Origin of the sequence: Lonepinella sp. BR2474, assembly GCF_051851555.1 — a bacterium.
GTDB lineage: Bacteria > Pseudomonadota > Gammaproteobacteria > Enterobacterales > Pasteurellaceae > Lonepinella.
Genome location: NZ_JBPDVH010000011.1, coordinates 1 through 23,773, shown reverse-complemented (window position 1 = coordinate 23,773; position 23,773 = coordinate 1). Strand labels below are relative to the sequence as shown.

General features: G+C 41.6%; 17 protein-coding genes. 8 read left to right on the top strand and 9 right to left on the bottom strand.

Annotated features, from left to right (window positions below; genetic code table 11):
• Together ACTG7Q_RS10350 and argR are read right to left on the bottom strand one after the other, a co-directional pair.
• Positions 1–921: a TIGR01777 family oxidoreductase gene (locus ACTG7Q_RS10350; RefSeq protein WP_439243582.1), complete on the bottom strand. Its 921-nt coding sequence runs from the start codon at positions 919–921 to the stop codon at positions 1–3.
• Positions 921–1,388: a transcriptional regulator ArgR gene (argR, locus tag ACTG7Q_RS10345; RefSeq protein WP_439243579.1), complete on the bottom strand. Its 468-nt coding sequence runs from the start codon at positions 1,386–1,388 to the stop codon at positions 921–923. Before argR ends, ACTG7Q_RS10350 begins: the two co-directional genes overlap by 1 nt.
• 201 nt (positions 1,389–1,589) lie before the next feature.
• Here argR and mdh point away from each other — a divergent pair, with 201 nt between their 5' ends.
• Together mdh and ACTG7Q_RS10335 are read left to right on the top strand one after the other, a co-directional pair.
• Complete coding sequence (gene mdh, locus ACTG7Q_RS10340) at positions 1,590–2,522, top strand: malate dehydrogenase (RefSeq protein WP_439243576.1); 933 nt, start codon at positions 1,590–1,592, stop codon at positions 2,520–2,522.
• Between the two features lie 64 nt (positions 2,523–2,586).
• Positions 2,587–3,024, top strand: a complete 438-nt coding sequence (locus ACTG7Q_RS10335; protein WP_439243574.1) for a hypothetical protein — start codon at positions 2,587–2,589, stop codon at positions 3,022–3,024.
• A gap of 121 nt (positions 3,025–3,145) precedes the next feature.
• On the opposite strand, the gene ACTG7Q_RS10330 is transcribed toward ACTG7Q_RS10335, so the two are convergent.
• Both ACTG7Q_RS10330 and prlC read right to left on the bottom strand, forming a co-directional pair.
• Complete coding sequence (locus ACTG7Q_RS10330) at positions 3,146–3,895, bottom strand: SDR family oxidoreductase (RefSeq protein WP_439243571.1); 750 nt, start codon at positions 3,893–3,895, stop codon at positions 3,146–3,148.
• Positions 3,896–3,907: 12 nt separating this feature from the next.
• Complete coding sequence (gene prlC / locus ACTG7Q_RS10325) at positions 3,908–5,950, bottom strand: oligopeptidase A (protein WP_439243569.1); 2,043 nt, start codon at positions 5,948–5,950, stop codon at positions 3,908–3,910.
• A gap of 111 nt (positions 5,951–6,061) precedes the next feature.
• On the opposite strand from prlC, the gene ACTG7Q_RS10320 reads away from it, so the two are divergent.
• Entirely contained in the window at positions 6,062–6,424 is a 363-nt protein-coding gene (locus ACTG7Q_RS10320; RefSeq protein ID WP_439243566.1) for a YbaN family protein, read from the top strand.
• A gap of 95 nt (positions 6,425–6,519) precedes the next feature.
• Here ACTG7Q_RS10320 and ACTG7Q_RS10315 read toward each other — a convergent pair whose 3' ends face one another.
• Positions 6,520–7,761: a transferrin-binding protein-like solute binding protein gene (locus tag ACTG7Q_RS10315; protein WP_439243563.1), complete on the bottom strand. Its 1,242-nt coding sequence runs from the start codon at positions 7,759–7,761 to the stop codon at positions 6,520–6,522.
• A 216-nt stretch (positions 7,762–7,977) separates the two neighbouring features.
• On the opposite strand from ACTG7Q_RS10315, the gene ACTG7Q_RS10310 reads away from it, so the two are divergent.
• The 4 genes from ACTG7Q_RS10310 to ACTG7Q_RS10295 all read left to right on the top strand — a co-directional run bounded on the left by ACTG7Q_RS10310 (position 7,978) and on the right by ACTG7Q_RS10295 (position 17,420).
• Positions 7,978–9,792: a hypothetical protein gene (locus tag ACTG7Q_RS10310; RefSeq protein WP_439243561.1), complete on the top strand. Its 1,815-nt coding sequence runs from the start codon at positions 7,978–7,980 to the stop codon at positions 9,790–9,792.
• Positions 9,793–9,862: 70 nt separating this feature from the next.
• Positions 9,863–12,148, top strand: a complete 2,286-nt coding sequence (locus ACTG7Q_RS10305) for a TonB-dependent hemoglobin/transferrin/lactoferrin family receptor (protein WP_439243558.1) — start codon at positions 9,863–9,865, stop codon at positions 12,146–12,148.
• 128 nt (positions 12,149–12,276) lie between these two features.
• Positions 12,277–14,622, top strand: coding sequence for a TonB-dependent receptor plug domain-containing protein (locus ACTG7Q_RS10300; RefSeq protein WP_439243556.1), 2,346 nt, complete (start codon positions 12,277–12,279; stop codon positions 14,620–14,622).
• Between the two features lie 2 nt (positions 14,623–14,624).
• Positions 14,625–17,420, top strand: a complete 2,796-nt coding sequence (locus ACTG7Q_RS10295; RefSeq protein WP_439243553.1) for a M16 family metallopeptidase — start codon at positions 14,625–14,627, stop codon at positions 17,418–17,420.
• A 395-nt stretch (positions 17,421–17,815) separates the two neighbouring features.
• On the opposite strand, the gene trpA is transcribed toward ACTG7Q_RS10295, so the two are convergent.
• The 3 genes from trpA to ACTG7Q_RS10280 form a co-directional block, all read right to left on the bottom strand.
• A complete protein-coding gene (gene trpA / locus ACTG7Q_RS10290; RefSeq protein WP_439243549.1) occupies positions 17,816–18,622 on the bottom strand; it encodes a tryptophan synthase subunit alpha in 807 nt (268 codons plus the stop codon).
• On the bottom strand, positions 18,622–19,818 hold the full coding sequence (gene trpB, locus ACTG7Q_RS10285) for a tryptophan synthase subunit beta (RefSeq protein ID WP_439243546.1): 1,197 nt from the start codon (positions 19,816–19,818) through the stop codon (positions 18,622–18,624). The genes trpA and trpB overlap by 1 nt, the downstream gene beginning before the upstream one ends.
• Before the next feature lie 100 nt (positions 19,819–19,918).
• Positions 19,919–20,701 (bottom strand): TOBE domain-containing protein, encoded by a 783-nt coding sequence (locus ACTG7Q_RS10280; RefSeq protein WP_439243543.1) that lies wholly within the window; start codon positions 20,699–20,701, stop codon positions 19,919–19,921.
• A gap of 125 nt (positions 20,702–20,826) precedes the next feature.
• Between ACTG7Q_RS10280 and modA the strand changes: the two genes are divergently transcribed.
• On the top strand, positions 20,827–21,594 hold the full coding sequence (modA, locus tag ACTG7Q_RS10275) for a molybdate ABC transporter substrate-binding protein (protein WP_439243636.1): 768 nt from the start codon (positions 20,827–20,829) through the stop codon (positions 21,592–21,594).
• Positions 21,595–21,926: 332 nt separating this feature from the next.
• Here modA and ACTG7Q_RS10270 read toward each other — a convergent pair.
• Positions 21,927–23,773 (bottom strand): YadA family autotransporter adhesin (locus ACTG7Q_RS10270; RefSeq protein ID WP_439243540.1); only part of this gene is annotated, 1,847 nt, incomplete at its 5' end.

The window sequence follows — 23,773 nt, the reverse complement described above, 5'->3', positions numbered from 1 at the left end:
CTATACATTAATGGGAGATTTGCCAAATGTTGCACGTAAATAGTTTGACAGTTCCGCATATTGAAAGGAAAAACCTTGTTCAAGGAGCTTTTCAGGATAAAGCCGTTGGCTTTCTAACACTAGACTGGCACGTTCTCCAAGCAGAATACGTAAGAAAAACGCTGGCACCCTTGCCCAAGCAGGACGGCGTAATTGTTTGGCGAGCAACTGATTGAATTGTTTATTTTGCACTGGTTGAGGTGAGCAGAGGTTAAAAGCGCCTTGGCAGGCTGAATTGTGCAGTAAAAAATCAATCGCATTGACAATATCTTCAAGGGCGATCCAAGGCATAAATTGATTGCCGTCGCCTAATTTTCCGCCTAATCCGCAACGATATAAGGGCAACATTTTGGCTAATGCCCCGCCTTTCGGGGAAAATACCATGCCTGTACGTAATACACATACTCGGGTATTCGCCTGTTGAGCTGCATTTTCCCAATGTTGACAAAGTTGAGCGGTAAAGCCTTGTCCTGCGGACTGTTGTTCATTAATTCGTTGTTCGCCACTGTCTGCATAATAGCCATAAGCGGATCCTGACAGAAAACAGGTCGGTGGCGTTTGGCTTGCATTAATAAGTGCGGTTAATTTTTCGGTCATTTTTAGTCGACTTTGCCACAGACGATCTTTTTGTTGGGACGTCCAAGGTTTATCAAAAATTGGCTCGCCTGCTAGATTAATTACGGCATCAACGCCATTAAAATCGCTAAAAACAGACAAATTTTCCACCGCACTTAATCGTTCAAAAAAGCGGTGAGATTGAAATAAGGCAAGGGCTTTGTGAGCTGAACGAGAGAGTAGCGTGACTTGATATTGCTGATCCAACCAGCGTTTCACCAATTCACGCCCAATTAAGCCTGTACCGCCCGTGGTCAATATTCGCATTACAAGGAACTCTCAAAAAGCTGTTGAATATTGGCGATCAACTGTTTAATGCTCGTGTTCAAGGTCGGCGTGATAAAAATCGTATCGTCACCTGCAATGGTGCCTAAAATGCCATCGGTTTTGCCCACGGAATCCAATAAGCGTGCAATTAATTGTGCCGCCCCGGGACTGGTTTTAATTACCACCAATAAATCATTGTGATCAATATCTAGCACCAAATTTTTTAATGGACTACTGGTATTCGGCACGCTTAATTCATTCGGCAAGCAATAGACCATTTCCATGCGAGTGTTGCGTGTACGCACGGCGCCAAATTTGCTCAACATACGTGACACTTTGGATTGGTTAATGGTATTAAAGCCCAGCGCTTGCAACGCATTCACAATTTCAATTTGTGAACCAAATTTTTCTTGTGCCAACAGATCTTTAAATGCCGTCATCAGGCTATCATTTTTTGTATCCATCATCATTTCTTTATGTATTAGAGAAAGCGTTGCATAAATTTTGCATAAAAATTCACAATTAAGCAATAAAAATTTACGTGTAAACAAATAAATTCATAAAAACTTGAGCTAGATCGCAAAATTGCATTTTGGTGTTTGAATTATTTGCACACAAGGCATAAACTATTAGCAATCCATCATACTTTTATATTTAAGGAGAAAACCATGAAAATTGCCGTTTTAGGTGCAGCAGGTGGTATCGGTCAGCCATTATCACTTTTATTGAAATTACAACTTCCAGCAGGATCCGAGTTAGCGTTATATGACGTGGCGCCAATGACCCCCGGTGTGGCAAAAGATTTAAGCCATATTTCCACCGCCGTGAAAGTAGAAGGTTATGCGGGCGAAGATATTGGCAAAGCCTTAACAGGGGCAGATGCAGTCATTATCTCTGCGGGTGTGGCAAGAAAACCGGGTATGGATCGTTCCGATTTATTTAACATCAATGCAGGTATTATCCGTGATTTAGTGCAAAATGTCGCAAACTTTGCACCAAAAGCCTGTGTCGGCATTATCACTAACCCAGTGAACACCACCGTTGCTATTGCCGCTGAAGTATTGAAAAAAGCAGGCATTTACGACAAACGTAAATTATTCGGTATTACCACGTTAGACGTATTACGTGCGGAAACCTTTGTGGCGGAACAAAAAGGCTTAGAAGTCGAACGTAACAGCATTCCTGTTATCGGTGGTCACTCAGGCACCACTATTTTACCAATCTTCTCACAAGTACAATACGCCACTTGGGGCCATGAAGAAATCGTGGAATTAACCAAAAAAGTACAAAATGCGGGTACAGATGTCGTTAATGCTAAAGCAGGTGCAGGTTCTGCCACCTTGTCTATGGCCATGGCTGCCGCTCGCTTTACACAAGCCTTAGTACGTGGTTTAAACGGCGAAACTGCCGTAGAATGTGCTTATGTGGAAGGCAACGGCGAGTATGCTCGTTTCTTCTCACAACCTGTACGTTTCGGCCGTGAGGGCGTTGAGAGTTTGTTACCAATCGGTGAATTAAGCCAATTTGAGCAAGAACAATTACAAGCCATGTTACCGCAATTAAAAGCGGATATTGAGTTAGGCGAGAAATTTATTGCTTAATTGAGTTTCGGGGGCGTATTTTAGTACGCCCTTTTTTATTTATCTTATGTAAGAATTATCGCTGATGAGTAATTATTCTGCTTTAGTGGATTTAATCATTAAAAATGAAATGAATGGTATTCCTGTTCATGAAATTGTTATTGAGCTTGGAGAAACGCCAGAATTATTATTGAAACATGCCGATTTTCCAATGTTACCTTTAGTCATTAAAGCGAGTACTATTGCCAAAATTTGTTTTGAACATGGTATTGCCACAACGCATATAAAAAAGATAAAAGAGTTATTACTTAGTCCAAAAGCTATTTATCGTTCAGCGACACAACAGGGCGTGATAGTTTTGACAGTGGAGCTTAAAGGTGAACATCCCATTATTATTCCTGTTCATCCCAATAAAACCATCGGTCGTAACAAATATAATGTGATAGCAAGCATGTATGCAAAAGAGGGAAATAACCCAGAAATTACATGGAAAAAATCAGGGTTATTATTATTTAATACTTGACAATAAATGTTATTTTATTAGAATAGTTAACAAAGAGCAGTCCCTCACACCACGCAATTGGAGCGGAAATGTCATACTGTTCTATCAAATAAAAACCACGCAAAGCGTGGTTTTTATGTTTCTACTGTTCTCTCGCCACATTCAACGCCGCAAAACTTTGCGACACCGGCATAATCTCAATGCGATTAATATTGACATGAGCGGGTTGCTGATAAATCCACAATACCGCATTGGCAATATCTTCGGGTTGAATGGCATTTGTGCCTTTATACAGATTGGCCGCTTTTTCGTCGTCGCCTTTAAAGCGTACATTAGAAAATTCCGTTCCGCCACATAAGCCTGGTTCTACATTGGTGACACGAATCGCCGTACCAGCTAAATCCGCCCGCAAATTCAAACTAAATTGTTTCACAAAGGCTTTGGTTGCGCCGTATACATTGCCACCGGGGTAAGGGTAGTTGCCGGCGATAGAACCTAAATTGATAATATGCCCCTGATTGCGTTCAACCATGTTCGGCAAAATTTGGCGAGTTAAATAGCTCAAGCCGATAATATTGGTGTTAATCATGGTGAGCCAATCCTCAAAATGGGCTTTATCAGCAGTTTCCAAGCCTAATGCCAAACCCGCATTATTCACCAGTAAATCAATGTTCGCCCATTCCGTCGGTAGGCTAGAAAGTGCGGTGTCAATTTCGGCTGTTTTTGATACATCCATCACAAAGGGATAGAAATGCTCTCCTAATTCTACTTGCAAATCTTGCAATTTATCCAAGCGTCGTGCTGCGCCGATAACGTTGTAACCTGCTTTAACCAGTGTTCGGCAAATCGCTTTACCAAAGCCTGCGGATGCACCTGTAACTAAAATACTCATAAGATCTCCTTATTAATTGCCTGAAATCCCTTTGTGACGCAATAATGCCTCTAAATTCGGCTTACGCCCACGGAAGCGTTCAAATAGCTGCATAGGCTCTTCACTACCACCACGGGTTAAGATTTCATCTAAGAAAGATTGCCCTGTGACAGGGTTGAAAATGCCTTCTTCTTCAAAGCGAGAATAGGCATCAGCAGATAACACTTCCGCCCATAAATAGCTGTAATACCCTGCGGAATAACCGCCGCCGAAAATATGGCTAAAGCTGTGTGGGGTTCTTGCCCAGTTTACACCTTTGATTACAGCGACTTCGTTTTTCACCGCTTTTAAGGTGTCTAAAATTTGGTTGGCTTTGCCCGTCTGATAATGATGATGTAGGCGGAAATCAAATAAACCAAATTCTAATTGGCGTAACACAAACATGGCAGCTTGGAAATTTTTTGCCTTGATTAATTGGCTTAATTTTTCTTTTGGCAATGGCTCGCCTGTTTGGTAATGTCCTGAAATGAAAGCAAGAGCCTGTTCTTCCCAACACCAATTTTCTAAAAATTGGCTCGGCAATTCCACCGCATCCCAAGGCACGCCGTTAATGCCTGACACGTCACCTACATCAATCAACGTCAGCATATGATGAATGCCATGCCCAAATTCGTGGAACAGGGTAGTCACTTCATCATGCGTGAATAAAGCAGGTTTATCGCCCACAGGGGCGTTGAAATTACAGGTTAAATAGGCAACAGGTTTTTGGATTGCGCCGTCAGCTTGGCGTTTGCGGCCAATACAATCGTCCATCCACGCCCCGCCCCGTTTATGTTCACGGGCATATAAATCCAAATAGAAACTGCCTCGCACCTCGTTGGTTTGGTCGATCAAATCAAAGAAACGCACATCTTTATGATAGGTTTCTACATCAAAATGTTCCACTGCACGAATATTGAAAATGCGTTTAATCAGCTCAAATAAGCCTGAAAGTACCCGATCTTCGGGAAAATAGGGGCGAAGTTCTTCATCATTAATGGCGTATAAGGCTTGTTTTTGTTTTTCGCTGTAAAAGGCAATATCCCAAGGATTGAGTTCGCTGACTTGATAATTTTCTTTTACAAAGGCATTCAGTTCGCTTAATTCTTTTTCCCCTTGAGCTTTGGATCTGGTGGCTAAATTTTCAAGAAAATCCAATACTTGTTGCGGATTTTCTGCCATTTTGGTGGCAAGGGAAAGATCAGTGTAATGCTCAAAGCCAAGCAATTTGGCAAGCTCCAAACGCAAGCTCAAAATTTCTTCCATAATCGCTGAATTGTCCCATTTTCCTGCGTTAGGGCCTTGCTCGGAGGCTCGGGTCACATAAGCCCGATACATTTCTTCCCGCAAATTTTGGTTTTCGCAATAGGTTAACACAGGCAAATAACTTGGCATTTCCAAGGTGAAACGATAGCCCGTTTGCCCCTTGCTTTCCGCTGATTGTTTAGCTAATTGCAAGGCACTTTCAGGCAAGCCTACGAGATCTTTTTCATCACTAATGAGCTTTTCCCAACCCATGGTGGCATCTAACACATTATTGCTAAATTGAGATTTTAAATCTGACAAACGAGCCACAATTTCGCCGTAGCGTTTTTGTTGCTCGGCAGGCAACCCAATCCCTGATAATTCAAAATCACGCAAACTATTTTCAATGGCTTTCTTTTGTGCCACGGAATAGTTGGCAAATTCAGGGCTATTTTTCAAGCTCAAATAAGCCTCATACAACCCCTTATGTTGCCCCACCCAAGTGCCATATTCCGACAACAACGGCAAACAGGCTTGATAGGCATCACGCAATTCGGGGCTATTTTTCACCGCATTTAAATGCCCCACAGGCGACCATGCTTTGCTCAAGCGATCATTGACTTCCGCCAACGGCTGATAAAAATTCGCCCAACTAAACTGCGATTGTTTTAACACTTGTTCTGTCACATCACGGCAATCTTGAATCAATTTTTCCACCGCAGGCTGAATATGTTGCGGTTCAATGCGAGAAAATGGCGGGAGTGAGTTGTTTTCCAATAATGGATTTGTCATAATTTATTCCTTTAATAATTAATATTAATTTTCATTTCGATATAATTACTGTTATATTGTGATGAATTGTAACAAATCAAGCAGACATTGTTAATTTTATAAGGAAAAAGAATGCGTTTTTTATATATTGGATTAGGATTTCTCTGTATTGGCTTAGGTGTGATTGGTGCGTTTTTACCCGTCATGCCCACCACGCCATTTTTATTGCTGGCGTTATTTTTCTTCGGCAAAAGCTCGCCTCGCCTACACGCTTGGTTTTTGCAAACAGACATTTACAAAAAACACCTTAAATCCTTTGATGAACAACGGGCGTTAACTAAAAAATCCAAAATCTCTATTTTGACCCTGTCTACGGTGATGATGGCGATTAGCTTTTATTTTACGCCCATTTACGGACGCATTTGTATTGTGATTTTATTGCTGATTGAATATTGGTTCTTTTTCTTTTGGATTAAAACGTTGGATGAAAAATAAGCACAGTTAGTCGTGTTAATAAAAAAGTGCGGTGTAAAAAATGATTATTTTTTGCACCGCACTTTTTATACTAGGTTACTTATAGGATAACGAGGCTATTTAGTAAAACGTTTCTCCGCACCACCAAATACCCCATTTTTACCTTTGTCTTCACCCGTGGTTTGATAGAATACCCCACCGATTTGGCTCGCCACGGAACCATAAAATGCCCCTTTGCTTTCTACGCCATTGGTATTGCCTGCAAAGGTATTGCCGTCAATCGTGGCATCAAAGGTAACTTTGGTTTGCGTGGTGGTCGGATCTTTTAGGGTTACATTCACGGTTTTTTCACCAAAGTCAGCTTGGATCGTGGTATCCATTAATTGATATTTGCCTTTTTCACCATAAGCAGAGAACGCTTGGGTGTAAGTCACTTTGCCGCTTTTCGGCATTGGGTAAACTTGATCGCTGTTGCGAGAGGTACCCACACCGCTTACTGGTGTGATATAACCTTGTACAAATAATGTACTGTTTTCGCCCTCGTTAAATACACCAAAGTGCATATCTTGGAAACCGCCCACGGCACCTTGGAATGTATCCCCATTCCCCATGGCATAGCCAGATACCGCACCAGAGGCTGATCCTTCTCTAACATCACGTTGAGTAAAGACTTTGTAATCTCCACCACTGAGTAATTCTCTTGCGGTGAAAATGGCAATTTTTTTATCGTCAATCACTAATTCATTTAAATCTTCTTGTGCGTAGTTGAGGGTCGCCGCCGAAGTTACGCTACCTGTTGGGCTAATTTGTGCGGTGATACCCGATAATTTTTTATCTGGCATGGTGGTGAAACCTGTTCCTGCAAAGACATTGCTGATTGTATTGTCTTTTGTTGGTGTGGTTTCCGTTGGTTTGGTGGTATTCACCGTTGGCGTAGTTTCAGCAGGTTTGGTGCTATTCACTGTTGGCGTAGTTTCAGCGGGTTTGGTTGTATTCACCGTTGGCGTAGTTTCAGCGGGTTTGGTGGTATTCACCGTTGGCGCAGTTTCAGCAGGTTTGGTGGTATTCACCGTTGGCGTAGTTTCAGCGGGTTTGGTGGTGTTCACCGTTGGCGTGGTTTCAGTTGGTTTAGTTGTGTTTACTGCAGAGGCAGTCACATTACTCTGTGTCGAAGACGATGCGCTTACATTACTGTTTTGCTCAGATCCTGTGTGTGACGTACTTGGACTTTCCACTTTGGTTTCTGCTTTCGGCGTGGTCGTGGCAGAATTTGAGTTACTTCCACCGCCACCAGATGAACAAGCGGTTAAGGCGAGAGCCGTTGCTGTGGCGATAATACTTAAACGTAGGTGTTTCATAAGATCTCCTAAGTAATCAATTAATAAAAAAGAGAAGTGTTTCATTTATAAAGCATTTAAAGCCTTATTACTTTAGGCGATTTTATATAAATAGTCAATCTTAATAAGAATTGTTTTTGTTATTGAAAATTTAAATGATTGTTGATAGAATGACTTCAGCATTTTGCTATTTTGTGAAACTATCTTATCAATTTGTTACAACCAAAAGGACTTTTTATGAAAAATATGAAAAAATTTTCGCTCAATTTGATTACCGTAGTATTGGCATCAACTGCATTAGCTGCTTGTTCATCTTCCAAAGGCGGTGATGATCCGAATACAGGCAAGTATTTAACTTCCCCTCCTACCACATCAGCTAAACCTATCGATTCTTCTTCGTCCAGTAGTGATGAAAGTTCAAGTAGCAATGATTCCACCACAGAAACAGAGCAAAGTGCGGATCAAAATACAACAGAAATGGAATTAGCACAGAAAGAGGCAGATGCCGCAGCTAAAGCCAAAGCAGAACAAGAGGCAGCAGCTGCCGCAGCCGCTGCTGAAAAGGCAAAAATTGAAGCCGAAAAAGTCGCTGCCGAGGCGGCCAAAGCGGCTGAACAAGCAAAAGTAGAGGCAGAAAAAGCCGCTGCGGCTGAAAAACTGGCTGCAGAGAAAGCCGCCGCTGATGCCGCAAAAGCAGCAGAACAGGCTAAAGCTGATGCAGAAAAAGCGGCAGCAGAAAAAGCCAAAGCTGAGGCTGAAAAAGCGGCAGCAGAAAAAGCCAAAGCTGAGGCTGAAAAAGCGGCAGCAGAAAAAGCCAAAGCTGAGGCCGAAAAAGCGGCAGCAGAGAAAGCAAAAGCTGAGGCCGAAAAAGCAGCAGCAGAAAAAGCCAAAGCTGAGGCCGAAAAAGCAAAAGCAGACGCTGAGAAAGCCGCTGCTGAAGAAAAAGCAAAAGAAGAAGCTGAGAAAGCGGATAAGCCACGTGTCGATAAAAATGTGGCAGAAGTGAAAAAAGGATTTGGCACAAGTCAAACATATACAGACGAAAATACCAATAATAAGTTTACTTATGTAAATGGTACTATCGTGAAAGTTGGCGAAGAGTTTGAAAATAAAAACTTTGCAACAGATAATAAAAACCTGAACGAATTAGTCATTGATGGTAAAAAAATCTCTTTATATAGCGATGATGAAATTGTCGCATGGCGTGATCAGTTCCATCCTGAAGATGACAAAAATGGAAAAGTAGGTAGCGGAAATAATCCTATTACAGCAAAAGACATTAAAGAAGGTGATGTGGCGATTGGTAAAGTAGGTTATTTACCAAGCAAACGTAATAGCCAAGATTTTGAACAAACACGTTTTGGTTACATTGTTAAAGATGGTATTACTCACTTATTTGTACAGGGTATTCGTACACCAGAAGAGGGCAGTACAAACCGTTCACCATTTAATTATTCAGATTTACAAAGTGGGTATGAAAGTGCTGAGGGGCAGCAAATTTATAGTGTTGATGCAGACGGTAAAGTCACTGGTGTTTACACCTATAAAGGTGGTGCATTCTATGGCAAGGATGGTCAATATATCGAGCTTAGTGCTTTAGGTGCAGTGGATTTTGATAATAAAAACCTTATGCTTGAGTTAAAAGACGGTGAGCAAACTAAGTTAACACTTGGTGCCAAAGTGAAAGGTACGGAGTTTGATGGCATGCTTAATGGGGTACAAACCAAAGGGGCATTCTATGGTTCGAGTGGTCAAGATATCGCAGGGGTATTCTACCAAACACAAGGCGATGAAAAAGACTACAATGGTGCCTTTGGTGCAAGTAAAGTGAATTGCACTTGGAGAGGTTGCGAACAATTAAGTAATGATCTAAAAGTGGTTGAGGAAATGAAAGCGGAAGTTGCTAAACAAGCTGATAATGTTAAAAATGCAACTAGCGATTGGGCTAAAGGTTATTACCAAGAGCAACTTGATAAAGCTCAAAGCAAATTAACACACTCTGAAGAAATTGTGCCAAAATTAGAGGCAGTAAAAGATAAAATTACAGAGTAATCCCTAAACCTAACGGCGGTTCGTCCGCCGTTTTTTGTTTTCAGTTTGATAATTTATTAAGGAAAATACAATGAGTTCGACATACAGATTAACACTTGGTGCGTTCTGTATTGCCTTAGCCCTTAACCCTGCGTTATCTCAAGCAGAGGAACAGTTAGAACAAATTAATGTGGTAGGCAAGGAAGACGTCAAAATTCACGGCGAAATCAAAAAAACACGTCGCCAAATTCAAGATGAATTAGTTTCTGACAGCCGAGATTTGGTGCGTTATACCACGGATGTGGGGATCAGTGATAACGGTCGCCACACGAAAGGCTTTGCGATTCGTGGGGTGGAGGGAAACCGTGTTGGGATCATTATTGACGGCGTGGCCTTGCCCGATTCGGAAGAAAATTCCCTTTATGCACGTTATGGCAACTTTAATAGTTCACGTATTGTGATCGATCCAGAATTGGTGCAAGGTATTGATATTGTACGAGGATCAGATTCTTTTAATGCAGGGAGCGGAAATCTCGGCGGCAGCGTCAATTATCACACCTTGACAGCAGACGATATTATTTTACCCACAGATGAAAACGGTCAACGCAATAAAGTCGGCGTATTGTTAAAAAGTGGTTTCGGCAGTAAAAATAACGAATGGACCAATACAGGTGGTTTAGCCTATAAAGACAACGGCTGGGAGGCGGTGGCGCTTTATTCACAACGCCGTGGGCAAGAAATGAAAAGCCGAGGTAATGGCGAAGATATTTATGGCGATGCCCGAGGTATTCCCGATCCAAGCAATCACCGCAATCATAATTTCTTAGGCAAACTGTCGTATTTACTCAACGATACGCATAAATTTAGTGTGTCTTATACAGGCGCAAGAAACTGGGCGCAGAATGATGAAAAATCCTATGCTTTATTAGACAGTTTTTTCCGTAACAGCACCGATAAAACCCACCGTGATAATTTAAACGTAGCCTACGAATATTTCCCTGTCAGTGATTATTTGGCTTATGTCAAATTGGATTACGACTGGCAACGCACGAACGTTGAGGCGTTAAATTACAAAACCTATCGTAATATTTCCTTAATTGAATGGTACGATCGCAGGATGCGTAGCCGCTTTAATCGGATTTCTTTGCGAGCAGATAGCGTGTCATTGGGGGAACGTTTTGGTACCCATTTATTGTCTTTACGCATGGGCTTATCGGACAAGCGTTTCTATAATCAAAATATTGATACCATTGAGTTTCCGAGCCAAAATCAAACCTATGTATTGCCTTATACCATTCAAAATCCAGTGAAAACCATTAACTTTTATGCCTCTTTGCAAGATAAAGTGCAATGGAATGATACTTGGAGCAGTAAATTTGGTATTCGTTATGATTACACTAAATTGACCCCACAAGATGTGAATGAAGTCTGTCATGCTTGTGAGAAAACCACGCCAAAAGGAGCAGAGTTCCAAGGCTTAAGTGCGAGCGGCAGTTTAGATTATCAAATCAATGATATTTGGCGAATTGGTTATAGTTTGTCCAGTGGTTACCGTGTACCGTCAGCCTCTGAAATGTATTTTACTTTCAAAAGCCTATCGGGTAACTGGCTAGCTAATCCAAAATTAAAAGCCGAATTAAGTTTCAACAACGCCATTCAGCTTTCCGCCAATGGCGATTTTGGCTCTGCAACGTTGAATGCTTACCACACGAGCTACAAAGATTTCTTGTATGAACGAGAAACTGTCGCTTGGGTAAGTTGTGGCGAGCTTTGTAGCCCAACAGAAACTAACGGTTATGCCGAAACCTTATTCCAACAGGCTCAAAACTTAGATAGAGCCCGCATTATGGGATTTGATTTCACAGGAAAACTTAATCTGAATGGTATTTGGAATAAAGTGCCACAGGGTTGGAATGCCATGGGATCGGTGGGGTATAGCAAAAGTAAATTATATGATACTGATTTGAGCTTACTTTCCATTCAGCCAATTAAAGTCATTTTAGGCTTTGGTTACGACGATCCTGATGATCGTTGGGGATTCTCCGCCCGTTGGACATATCTTGGTGCTAAAAAAGGCAAAGATGCTCAAATTCTGAATGCCTATAATGATCCTCGTGGCAAAACTAAGGATTACCCATGGTTAAACGGCTCAGCCGCTTTATTTGATGTATTCGGTTTCGTCAGAGTAAATAAAAACATTACGTTACGTGCCGGTGCCTATAATATTTTCAATCGAAAATATCATACTTGGGACGCTTTGCGAGGCATCAACATTACCGCTAGCACCACCAACACCGTGGATAAAGAGGGCAAAGGCCTAGAACGCTATTATGCCCCTGGCCGTAATTTTGCCGCCTCGGTAGAAATGCGTTTCTAGTGGAATTTCACATAAAAAAGCCTTGAGTTGTTGAAATTCAAGGCTTTTTTAAGCATAGTCGATTATTGCATTACATTTTAATCTTGATTATAATTGTTGATAACGATTATCAATATAAAGGATTTATTATGAACAAAACACAAAAAACCTTATTAGCGGTGAGCATTTGCCTTGCACTTTCCGCTCAGGCAGAACAAACTACGCCAACAAAAAACGAAAATCAACTTGCTGAAATTGTGGTGTACGCCAATCAAAACAGCAGAATTTCATCAAGTCAAGCTGTTAGCAGTGAAGATATTAAACAACAACCAGTCAGCAATGGCAATATTTCTGATTATTTAAAAGCCAATCCGCATGTTCGTTTTGAACACAGCGATGAAAGCAGTTTCCAACGAGGTGAAATTAAACCTGTTGCAGTGTCAATTAATGGGGCAGAGTCTAATCAAACCAGTTATTTTGTGGATAACGTCAATGCCAATAATGATTTAGGGGCAGATTTGTTTGATGGTTCAATGTTGAGCTTACCAGTGGCAAATAGTCCACAAGCCTATTTTTTTGATGCGAATTTGTTGTCTTCCGTCACGGTTTACGACAGTGATATTTCGGCCAGTTTAGGGGGATTTACTGGCGGTGCGGTAGTGGCGAAAACCAAACAATATGACGGCAAAGATGGCGTACAGTTGCGTTATCGTACTTCTCGTTCACAATGGGCGAAATTTCATTTAAGCGATGAAGATCGGGCTAAATTTGAACAGGCTACACCCAATGGTAGTGATGCAGATTATCAACCGAAATATGATAAACAGTTTTTCAGTGTTTCGGCACAAAAAGCCTTAACCGATAATTTAGGGATGGTGGTCGGATTAAGCCAACGTTCTGCCCATATTCAGCAACAGCGTTTAATCAATCCGCAAGGGGATACGGACAAACAAGATCATATTCGCCGTTCCACTAATGCCTTGTTGAATTTTAACTGGACGCCGAATGATCAAAATCGAGTTGAACTCGGTTTACGTTATTCTAATTACCGTGAAAGTAAATTCTATGCTACCAATATTGATAGCGATGTGCGTGATTATCATCAGGCCTATGGCGGTACGTTGGCGTGGGTGAAATCCTTGGATAATGGGGTGTTAACCACCACATTAGCGTACGATCAGTTTAAAGATAAACGGAAATCCGCCTCGACCCAAATGAAAACCTATATTGTGGATGGTGATGAATACTTTACCGGCGGAATGGGTAACAGTGATTTAACCCAAGATAATTTGCACGCCTCAATGGAATATGCCCTTGATGCTTTTAATCTTGGCACCACGGAACATTCCATATCCTTAGGGGGCATTTATCAGTTTACCAAATATCGTTTTAACCGTGATCAAGATGCCACAGGTGAAATCTATAATCAGGATTATTTTGACGATGATGGCGACGGTGATTATGATGAATTAGTATTGGGCAGCTCAAATCAAGTTCATAAAGGCAAAGTGAAAGCCAGTTACCAAAATATAGCGGTTTATCTGGAAGATTTAATCAGTTGGAAGAATCTTGAATTTCGCCCTGGTGTACGTTTAGAACGAGATAACTACTTAAAAAATACCAATTTTGCACCGCGGTTTGTGGCAACGTGGAAACCGTTTGAGCAAACGAAGTTAAGTGCAGGTTGGAACCGTTATTATGGTCGCTCTTTTGCATCAATGAAATTAACCCAAGCCATCTATAAATTAGAAGGCTACGATGATTCTCGTTTTACCTACAATGACTTATCTTCTTTCAAAACGCCACACACGGATGAATTGAGTTTAGGCTTGCAACAACAATGGGCGAATGTGATTTTCGATGCCAAATACATTCACCGTAAAAATAAAGATCGCATTGTGTTGCACGATGACGGTAGCGAGCGTTATTTTGCCAAAGGGCAAGATTACAGCAATGATGTTTACACTTTACAAATCAAAAATGCTGAACCGTGGAAATGGGGAGTAACGGAATGGAAAACAGCATTGGCTTTCGACTGGCTCGATATGAAAGGGGTCAATACGGGCAATTATGACGGATCTTCCTTGGTGTATTTAGACGGTAAATTAATGACTCGTGATGCTATGCGAGCCAAAATTAACAGTAATCGTGAAGAATGGGAAGTGCGTTTAGGTTTAGATATGGCGGTGCCAGATTATAATGTGGTGTGGTCGAATAACCTTTATGTGAAAGCCCCGATCAAAGGTGCCAGTGAAAATGATGATGAAATCAATGGATTACCTGCTTTCCGTAGTTACAATTACGGCACCCATACCCAATGGGACAGCAGCATTCGTTGGCAGCCGAAAGTGTTTAATAATCATTCCGTATTTGTGAAATTTGATGTGTTGAATGTGTTAAATAAAACTCGTCGTGGCATAACATCATCAGGCGAAGATTACGGCTTTTATAGTGCAGGGCGTGAATATTGGCTTGAGCTAGGCTACGAATTTTAATAATGAAAGCGATCCTAATTTTATTGGCAAGCCTATTATGTGCTTGCCAATCTTCTTTTCAGCCCACCTTTAACCTGTCGGATCCTTTGCCTTTTGAGCCTATGGCATTGCAAGGGAAATTAGATAACGGTTTGCGTTATCTCATTTTGCCGAGTGATGATCCGAAAGGGCGAGTGTATATGCGGTTGGTGATAAACGCCGGTTCTATGAATGAAGATGATGACCAAAAGGGCATCGCTCATTTAGTGGAACATATGGCGTTTAATGGTTCGGAACAATATCCACAAAATCAGATTATTAATGCCTTAGAGCAGTTAGGGATGAAATTTGCTCGGGATATTAATGCGTTTACGGATTTTGAAAACACAGTTTATACGTTAAACATCGCCAAAAATGATGATAAAACCCTGAAATTGGCATTAAACGTGATCGACCAATGGTTAAATCATTTAACCATTTTACCGCAAGATTTGGATTTAGAACGTGGTGTGGTACTAGAAGAATGGCGAGCTCGTTTAAGCCCGATGTTGCGTTTAGGGGATAAAAAAAGCCAAGTGGAAATGGCACATTCTCGCTATGTATTGCGAGATCCGATCGGCGATGTGAACATTATCAAAAATGTCACGGCACAGCGAGTGAAAGATTTCTATAAAAAATGGTATCGGGCAGATAACGCCATTTTGATTGTAGTGGGCGATATTGATCGTCAGCAAATGGAAAAGTTAGTACAAACGCAATTAGATGCACCCAACCCACAGCAAGCGATTCCTTTGCCGAAAATGGATTATCACATTCCCTTGTCCCAACAATGGCGATTGGCGACAGTGTCTGAAAAGGAAATTAAAGAACCGAGTGTTGAATTTAGCTTGTTTAGCGATGCCAATGATAAAAATACCGTGGGATCCTATCAGCAAGATTTATGGCAACAGATTGTGATTCGCTTGATGAATTTACGTTTTCAGCAGTGGGAAACAGCGTTAAAACAGCAGGAAAGTGCGGTGATAAATACAGCGAATTTTTATCATAGCCACTTAGGCAAACAAACCTTGCAAGCCACCTTTTCATTGCAACTGAATGATCAACGCTATCAACAAGCTATTTCTCAACTGTTTCATTTTCTTGCGGAAATTTATCAAAATGGATTCACCCAACAAGAACTCAATGACGAAATTCAACGCTTGCAAAAACTCAATGAACGTCAGCGAGAAGTGAAAGCTACGAGCATTAAGATGGCGAATGATTTGATTGTTTCAATGGCAAACAATCAAACGGTGCTATCAATGGAAGATAAATATCGTTTAAATCAACAGCTATTGGCTCAAATAAAGTTAAGCGATATTCACCGCACTTTTCAGCAAATGTTGCAATTAAAAGCCAAATTAATGTTGATTACCCAACCTATGCCACAACAGAAATTATCCTTTACTGCCAACCAGTTAGAACAAGAGTGGCAACGTTTATTATCCCAACCGCAACAGCATTGGCAAGCGGAACAACAAGATGTGACGTTGCCTGAGATGGAGTTTGGACAAGGGAACATTCGGGTGGAAAAACGTTGGCAAGAGCAGTCTATCACGGAATTTCGCTTAAGTAATGGTAGCAAACTTATTTACTTATACAGCAATCAAAGCCCACAACAGGTGTATTTTAAAGCCGTGACCCAAGGCGGATTGCGTTCTGTACCAGATAATCAATATCAAGCCTTGCGAACCGCAGTCAATTTGGTGGATGAAACCGGCATCGGTTCTCTTTCTCAGGGTGAAATTAATCGCTATTTTAGTCGTAATCCCATTGCCTTTACCACCGTAATTGATGACGAAAAACAAGGTTTCACGGCAGCGGGTAAAGCGGATGATTTGGATAAATTACTGTTGCTGTTTCGTTTAAAATTACAAACTAATCCCATTTCCAATAAGGTATTAATGGATTATCGAAAAGCCTTAAATCAAGAGTTGAAAGAGCATAATAAAGAAACGGTATTTATGCAACAGGTGACAGCGTTACGTTTTCCTAAACGAGAAACCGTGTATAGCAAAAACCGTAAAAATACCTTAGATTTAACCGCACAACAACTTTCTGCGTTGTATCAGCATTATGTAGCAGAGAAAACGGATTTTACCTATTTTATCGTAGGTGATATTGATGAAACGGCGGTGCAAAAATTCGCTAAATCTTATTTAGCCACAGTGCCAGTGAAAAAACAAGAGAGAGTATTTACCCCAATGATCGCCCAGATTCCGACAACACCGTTTTACTTAACAGGTTTGCCTGAACCTAGAGCAGATGTCGAAATTTATTTTACGGCGGAAAACCAATGGCAAGCAGAAAATGAAAATTTGTTAGATATTTTAGCGGATATTTTACAAGAAAAATTGCGTTTAGCCTTGCGAGAACAATTATCAGGCGTGTATTCGGTGAATACGTGGTTTAGTCAAGAGCCTTTTTCCCCCCAACTAGAGGGAAAAATTGAATTTAGTTGTGAGCCTAAACGGGCAGAAGAATTACGCTTGCAAGCACATAAAATCGTTGATGAACTGTTAGAAAAAGGCATTGATCCCACACTGCTGACAAAAAAAGTCGCCGAAAAACAAAACCAATTAATGTTAGCCAAAGAATCAATTTTGGCACAATTTGGGGCGTTGGAACAAAGTTATTGGCTGACAGATAGCCCTGCGTTAATGAATGTTGATAAGCAACTGGTCAAACAGGCAACCAAACAACGTATTGAAAAATTGGCTCAACGGATTTTGCAGAAATCTGCCAGATTTGATGCAGTGCTGACAGGTCGAGAAAATTGAAAAGCGAGGGGTTGAAATTCGACTAGAAATCCTTATAATACAAGAAAGGGCGGACCGAGGTCCGCCCCTAGTTGGGTTGCCAGTCTAGCTAAACGCTTGCGGTGTGTCGCCAGACAAGGGCGAACCGAAGTCCGCCCTTGGTTGGGTTGCTATCTGACGATAGGGGTATCAGCAGTTAGCATGAAGATAATGATCAAGATGAGTAAAATCTTCAACCATTTCATACATCATCACCTCCTTAGATCGGTAAGATTTGGGAGGATATCGCTAGCCCGAGTACCAGTCGGGAAAGCGATAACACACCCGACCAACCACGGGCGATTATAACACAAATAGCCACTTTGAAAAGTGGCTATTTGTTTTTTTATATAGTGTTTTATGAAATAAATTACAGGTTATAACGTGGCTTGTTTCATTGCTTTCACAAATTCCGCTAACTCTTTCAAGCATTGAGCGTGATTATTCAAATTTTTCTCAATAATCTTCACCGTTGCCGAGCCTGAAATTGCCCCCGCTACGCCCATAGCTAACGCATCACGCACCTGTTGCGGTTGAGCAATACCGAAACCTTGCAAAATCGGAGGTGCATTATGGGCTTTTAGACGTTCGACTAAATCATCTAAATTTTTCGCATGACTTTGGTTTTCCGCACTGGTGACACCGGCACGAGAAACCAAATAGGTATAGCCTTGGGATTTTTCCGCCACGCCTTTAATGGTCGCCTCGTCTGCATTTGGTGGGCAAATAAAGACAGGTTGAATGTCGTATTTTTCTGCGGCTTGAATATAATCTTGACTGGCTAATAACGGAATATCCGCCACGAGTACCGCATCCACGCCTACGGCTTGACAGCGTTGATAAAAACCGTCTAGGGTTTGCGCATAAATTAAATTGGCACAAAGCAATAAACTAATCGGAATCTCGGGATATTTTGACCGCACTTTTTCGATCAGTTGAAAACTTTCTTCGGTACTGCAGTTTGCTTTTAAAGCACGGTTATTGGCCGCTTGAATCACAGAGCCATCTAACAAAGGATCCGAGAAGGGAAAACCGAGTTCTAAGGCATCTGCACCGTTATCTACAAGCGTACAAATAATCTCAAAAGAACGCTCAAAATCAGGATCGCCTAAGGTAACAAATGGCACAAATCCACCTTGATTTTTTGCTTTTAAATTGTCAAATAGGGTAGCAAAACGACTCATTATAGGATCCCTCTTTCAGTAAAAATTTTATCTACGGTAAAAATATCTTTATCACCACGACCTGATAAATTCACCACCAATAATTGTTCTTTTTCTGGTGCTTGTTTTGCCATTTTTAACGCATGAGCCAAGGCGTGGGAACTTTCCAGAGCAGGAATAATACCCTCGTGTTGAGCTAATTCTCTGAACGCATCTAAGGCCTCATCATCGGTAATGCTCGGGTATTCGGCACGTCCAATACTATTTAAATAGGCATGTTGTGGGCCAACGGATGGGAAGTCCAGACCCGCAGAAATGCTGTAAGATTCTTCAATTTGACCGTCTTCCGTTTGCATAATCGGCGATTTCATACCGAAATAAATACCCGGTTTTCCCTCACCTAATGGGGCACCATGTTCACCTGTTTCAATGCCTTTTCCTGCCGGTTCAATACCGATTAGACGTACGCTTTTTTCTTCGATAAAATCTGCAAACATACCAATCGCATTGGATCCACCGCCTACGGCTGCAATTACGGCATCAGGTAAGCGTCCCTCTTTTTCTAAAATTTGGCGTTTGGTTTCTTCACCGATCATTTTTTGGAATTCACGTACAATGGTCGGGAAAGGGTGAGGGCCGGCTGCGGTACCGATTAAATAGTGGGTTGTGTCATAATTGGCTGCCCAGTCACGCATGGCCTCACAGCAGGCATCTTTGAGTGAGCAAGATCCTTTTTGCACAGGCACCACTTCCGCCCCCATTAATCGCATACGAAACACGTTTGGTGACTGGCGTTCTACATCTTTTGCCCCCATATAAACCAAACAAGGCATACCAAGCATAGCACAAGCGAGAGCCGTTGCGACACCATGTTGACCCGCGCCTGTTTCGGCAATAATGCGAGTTTTACCCATGCGTTTTGCCAATAAAATTTGGCCTAACACTTGATTGGTTTTGTGGGCGCCACCGTGCAACAAGTCTTCACGTTTGAGATAAATTTTGGTTTTGGTGCCTTTGGTGATATTTTTACACAGGGTTAATGCCGTCGGACGACCGGCGTAATTTTTGAGTAAATCTTGAAATTCGGCTTGAAATTTGGGATCCTCTTTGGCATCGACAAAGGCTTTTTCTAACTGTTTGAGTACGGGAATCAGAATTTCTGGCACATACATGCCGCCAAACTCCCCAAAATAGGGATCGAGTAACGTATCTGTCATTATATTTCCTTATATTAGGTTTAAAATAGAATGCTGTTATACTATTACACTAGTACATTTATGTAAATAGGAAAATGAAAAAAGAGATGATTTTTTTCATTTAATACAGCGTTGCCAAAATAATCTGTTCAGGATCGATCTTGACCCAAACCTGTTGCCCGACATCAAATTCTTGTTGATGTGGTGCCGTGGCACAAAATTCAAGTTGATCATTGATTGTCAGTAAAACTTCTTTACTGTCGCCTTTGTCTAAAATTGACGAAACTTGAACAGGGAATAGATTTTTTTCATCTGCTTGATATTGACTTATATCTGTATGAATTTTCACCCAAGGTGCCTTGATCATCAACATAACTTCTTTGCCCCAACTTAGCTGTAAACGCACCGCACTTTTTTGTGTAATCCACGCATAAATAGGTTGAGCAAGAGAGGGTAATTCAATTTCGACCATGGCATTAAGTTGATGAATGATACATTGTTTTACTTTGCCAAAAAGCTGATTTCTGGCACTACTTTTTAACGAAAAGCGAGCGGTTGCACTGAGTAAACTATTTAACGGAATCTGTTCATCTTGCAGAATATTAAACGCTTTTTCTTGGGTTTGTTCTAATAAATCATAGAGTTGTAATAAACGCTTGGCATAACTGGTTAAGTGGGTGCCGCCGCCATTTTTGCCGCCCACATTACGCTCTAGAATCGGCTGAGGGCTCATTTCATCCATGGCCGCCAGATGATCCCATGCGCTTTTATAGCTGACTTTGGCATTTTTGGCCGCTTGATTGATGGATCCACATTTTTGAATTTCTTTTAATAATCGAATCCTTTTCGGATCCACAAAAAGTTGCTGTTGTAATTTAATTGTGAGCAAGATTTCAGTATTCATCTTTTTCATTCCTATCAAGGCTAAACCATTTGCGCTATTTTAAAGGAAATAGGGCGATTCTTGTAGCTTTTCTTTTTGAATTCGTTATATAATCTGCGTGATACCGTTAACCATTCAAGGAGAAAATAATGAAATTAACGATGAAAAAACTCGCATTAGTTGTGGGTGTAGGTTTAATCATGAGCCAAAGTGCGATGGCAAAAGTCACTGTTTTTGCTGCTGCGTCAATGACCAACGCTTTACAACAAGTGGCAGATGATTATCAAAAAGTCAAACCAAGTGAAGAAGTGGTGTTCTCTTTTGCGTCTTCTTCTGTGTTGGCCAAACAAATTGAACAAGGCGCACCGGCGGATATTTTCGTTTCAGCCGATTTAAAATGGATGGACTATGTGGCAGAGAAAGATGCCATTGTCAAAGATAGCCGTGCCATTTTAGTGGGTAACAGCCTTGTGATGATTGCACCGAAAGATAGCAAAATTGACAGCGTAGATTTAAGCAATGACAAATGGCAAAAAGCCTTAGACGGTCATTTCTTAGCGGTGGGCGATCCTGATCACGTGCCTGCAGGTAAATATGCTAAAACAGCGTTAACCCATTTAGGTCAATGGAGCAGTGTAGAAAGCAAATTAGCTCGTGCCAACAACGTACGTGCAGCGTTAGCATTAGTGGAACAAGCGGAAAGCCCATTAGGTGTGGTTTATGGTACTGATGCCGCCGCAAGTCAAAAAGTGAAAGTGGTTGCCACTTTCCCAGAAGACAGCCACCCACCAGTAGAATATCCAGTGGCATTAATCAAAGATCATGACAGTGCAGATGCCAAAGCCTTTTTGGATTATTTAAAATCTGATGAGGCGAAAAAAGTATTGATTAGCTTTGGTTTCACAGGAAAATAACTAAAAAATAAGCAATTATATGTTATTCATGTGACCTACGTCACAAAAATGAACATTGCTATTTGCAATCATAAAAATATTTCATTATTATGACCGCACTTAAAACAAGTGCTATGATAAATAGCCAGACATATTTTGCTTTCCGAGTAGTGCCTTGAAATATAGGCACTTTTTTTATGTCCTTTTCAGCCTCTTTTTTCTCGATCCCTCTAGCCACAGCGTGGCATCATCATGCTTAACCTTGTAGTGCAATGAGTATATATAACCATTTTTTCCCGACCAAAAAAAATGCGACCTTTCGGTCGCATTTTAATGGTTTATTTAACGGCGAATTACCATTGGTAACCTAAGCCGACAGCACCACCCACATCACCTTGTGAGTTAGCGTCACCTTGAAGTTTCAAGATAAGTTTACCGTTGTCGCTCGCACGGGAATAACCCACTGCCACAGCGCTTTGGCCTTTGAATGTACCTGCAGCAGCAGCAACCATGGACTTACCTGGAATGTAAACCTGTGGTAAGGCTGCAGCAGCTCTTGCACCGGCTGCGCTTGCACGTGATTCTTTTTTCACGTCGTTAATGCGATTATTCAAGTGGTTAACTGCACCTTTTAATTGGCCTACGTTTACCGCATCGGTATTAGCCGTACCTGCCGCTACGTTCTTAATTTGAACTGGTGCGCCAGTGCTGCTGTTGCCAATCACAAGGTTACCCGCTGCATCGCTTGCAAGTTTGGTTGAACCCACAGTGGCGGTGTTCACTTCGATGTCTTTCGCCAAGCCATAAGTGACGACTGGTGTTGTCGTATCTGTCTTGTTAATGTTCACCACTAAGTTTTTACCCGCTGCATAAGTGATGTTATCACCCGCAGAGATTTGGGTTGAACCTGTATTGGCCTCAACTTGAACATCGGTGTTCGCCACAGTAACTGTATGGAATGCACTGTTAATGGCATTTGCGACATTACCCACCGTGGCAAGTTTATTATTTGCCGCTGCTTTTTCTTCATCGGTTGCATTGGCATCAATGCCGCTGACTTCGATTTTACCTTCTGGTAAGCTTACACCATCAGAAAGCGCAAGCGTGTTCACGGAGTTCGTTGAGATAAGGTTATACAACTGACTTCCGTTAATCGCTTGGGTGCTATCCTCTGAAATATCACCGTCTGCCAGACCAGAAATCACGTTAGTTGCTGCATCAATGACGACGTCGCCCACTGTCACTTTTTTAACGTCAATTTCTTCCGCCAGACCATAAGTGACCACAGGGTTTGTGGAAGACTCATTGTCCATTTTCACAAGTAAGTTTTTACCTGCTGCGTAAGTGATGTTATCACCTGCAGAGATTTGACTTGTTTTGTCTGATCCAACAACTTGCACATCGGTATTTAATGTTGATGCGCTGAAGTAAGCAGAGTTAATCGCATCAACCACGGTGCTTGCATTTACAAGGCTTGAACCCGCATTGCTGTCCGCTAATTCCACTTTACCCGTTGGTTTAGTCGTTTTATCGGCTGGTGTAATGCCTGTGGTTACCGCAGTCACATTGCCGTTTTCATCCACTTTCACGGTGCTACCGTCGGTTTTGACGTTAAATGTGACATTTGCCACGGTATCGCCATTCATTGCAACGTTCGCTGTTGTGCCGTTACCGTCCACAAAGTTTACTGTGTCGTAGGCTTTAACAAAGTCTTTGGCGCCGCCGTTTTCTTTCAAGTTCCAACCTGAATTTAACACATCGCCTAACGTCGCTGCTTTGGTTTCGTCTGCATCCGTTGGCGCATCTAAACCAGTTGCACCCTCAGCATTGGCTAACGTACCGTCTAAACCAGAGATTTCATTGTTACCAATTGTGATTGGTGTTGCATTTTCATCATCTGGATCGACAACAGTAATCGTACTGACATTGATGTCTTTAGCTAAACCGTAGGTCACAACAGGTGTTGTTGTGTCCTTATCGTCCATTTTCACCACAAGGTTTTTACCTGCGGCATAAGTGATGTTATCACCCGCTGAAATTTCAGTGGACAGGTTAGAGGCAACAACTTGATCATCGTTATTTGCAGTGCTGACAGTGTGGTAAGCCGAGTTAATCGCATCTGCTATTGTTTTCGCACCCACATAACCTTGCGGATGTTCTTCATCATAACCCACTTTACCAGTTGCCGTGGTGTTAACAT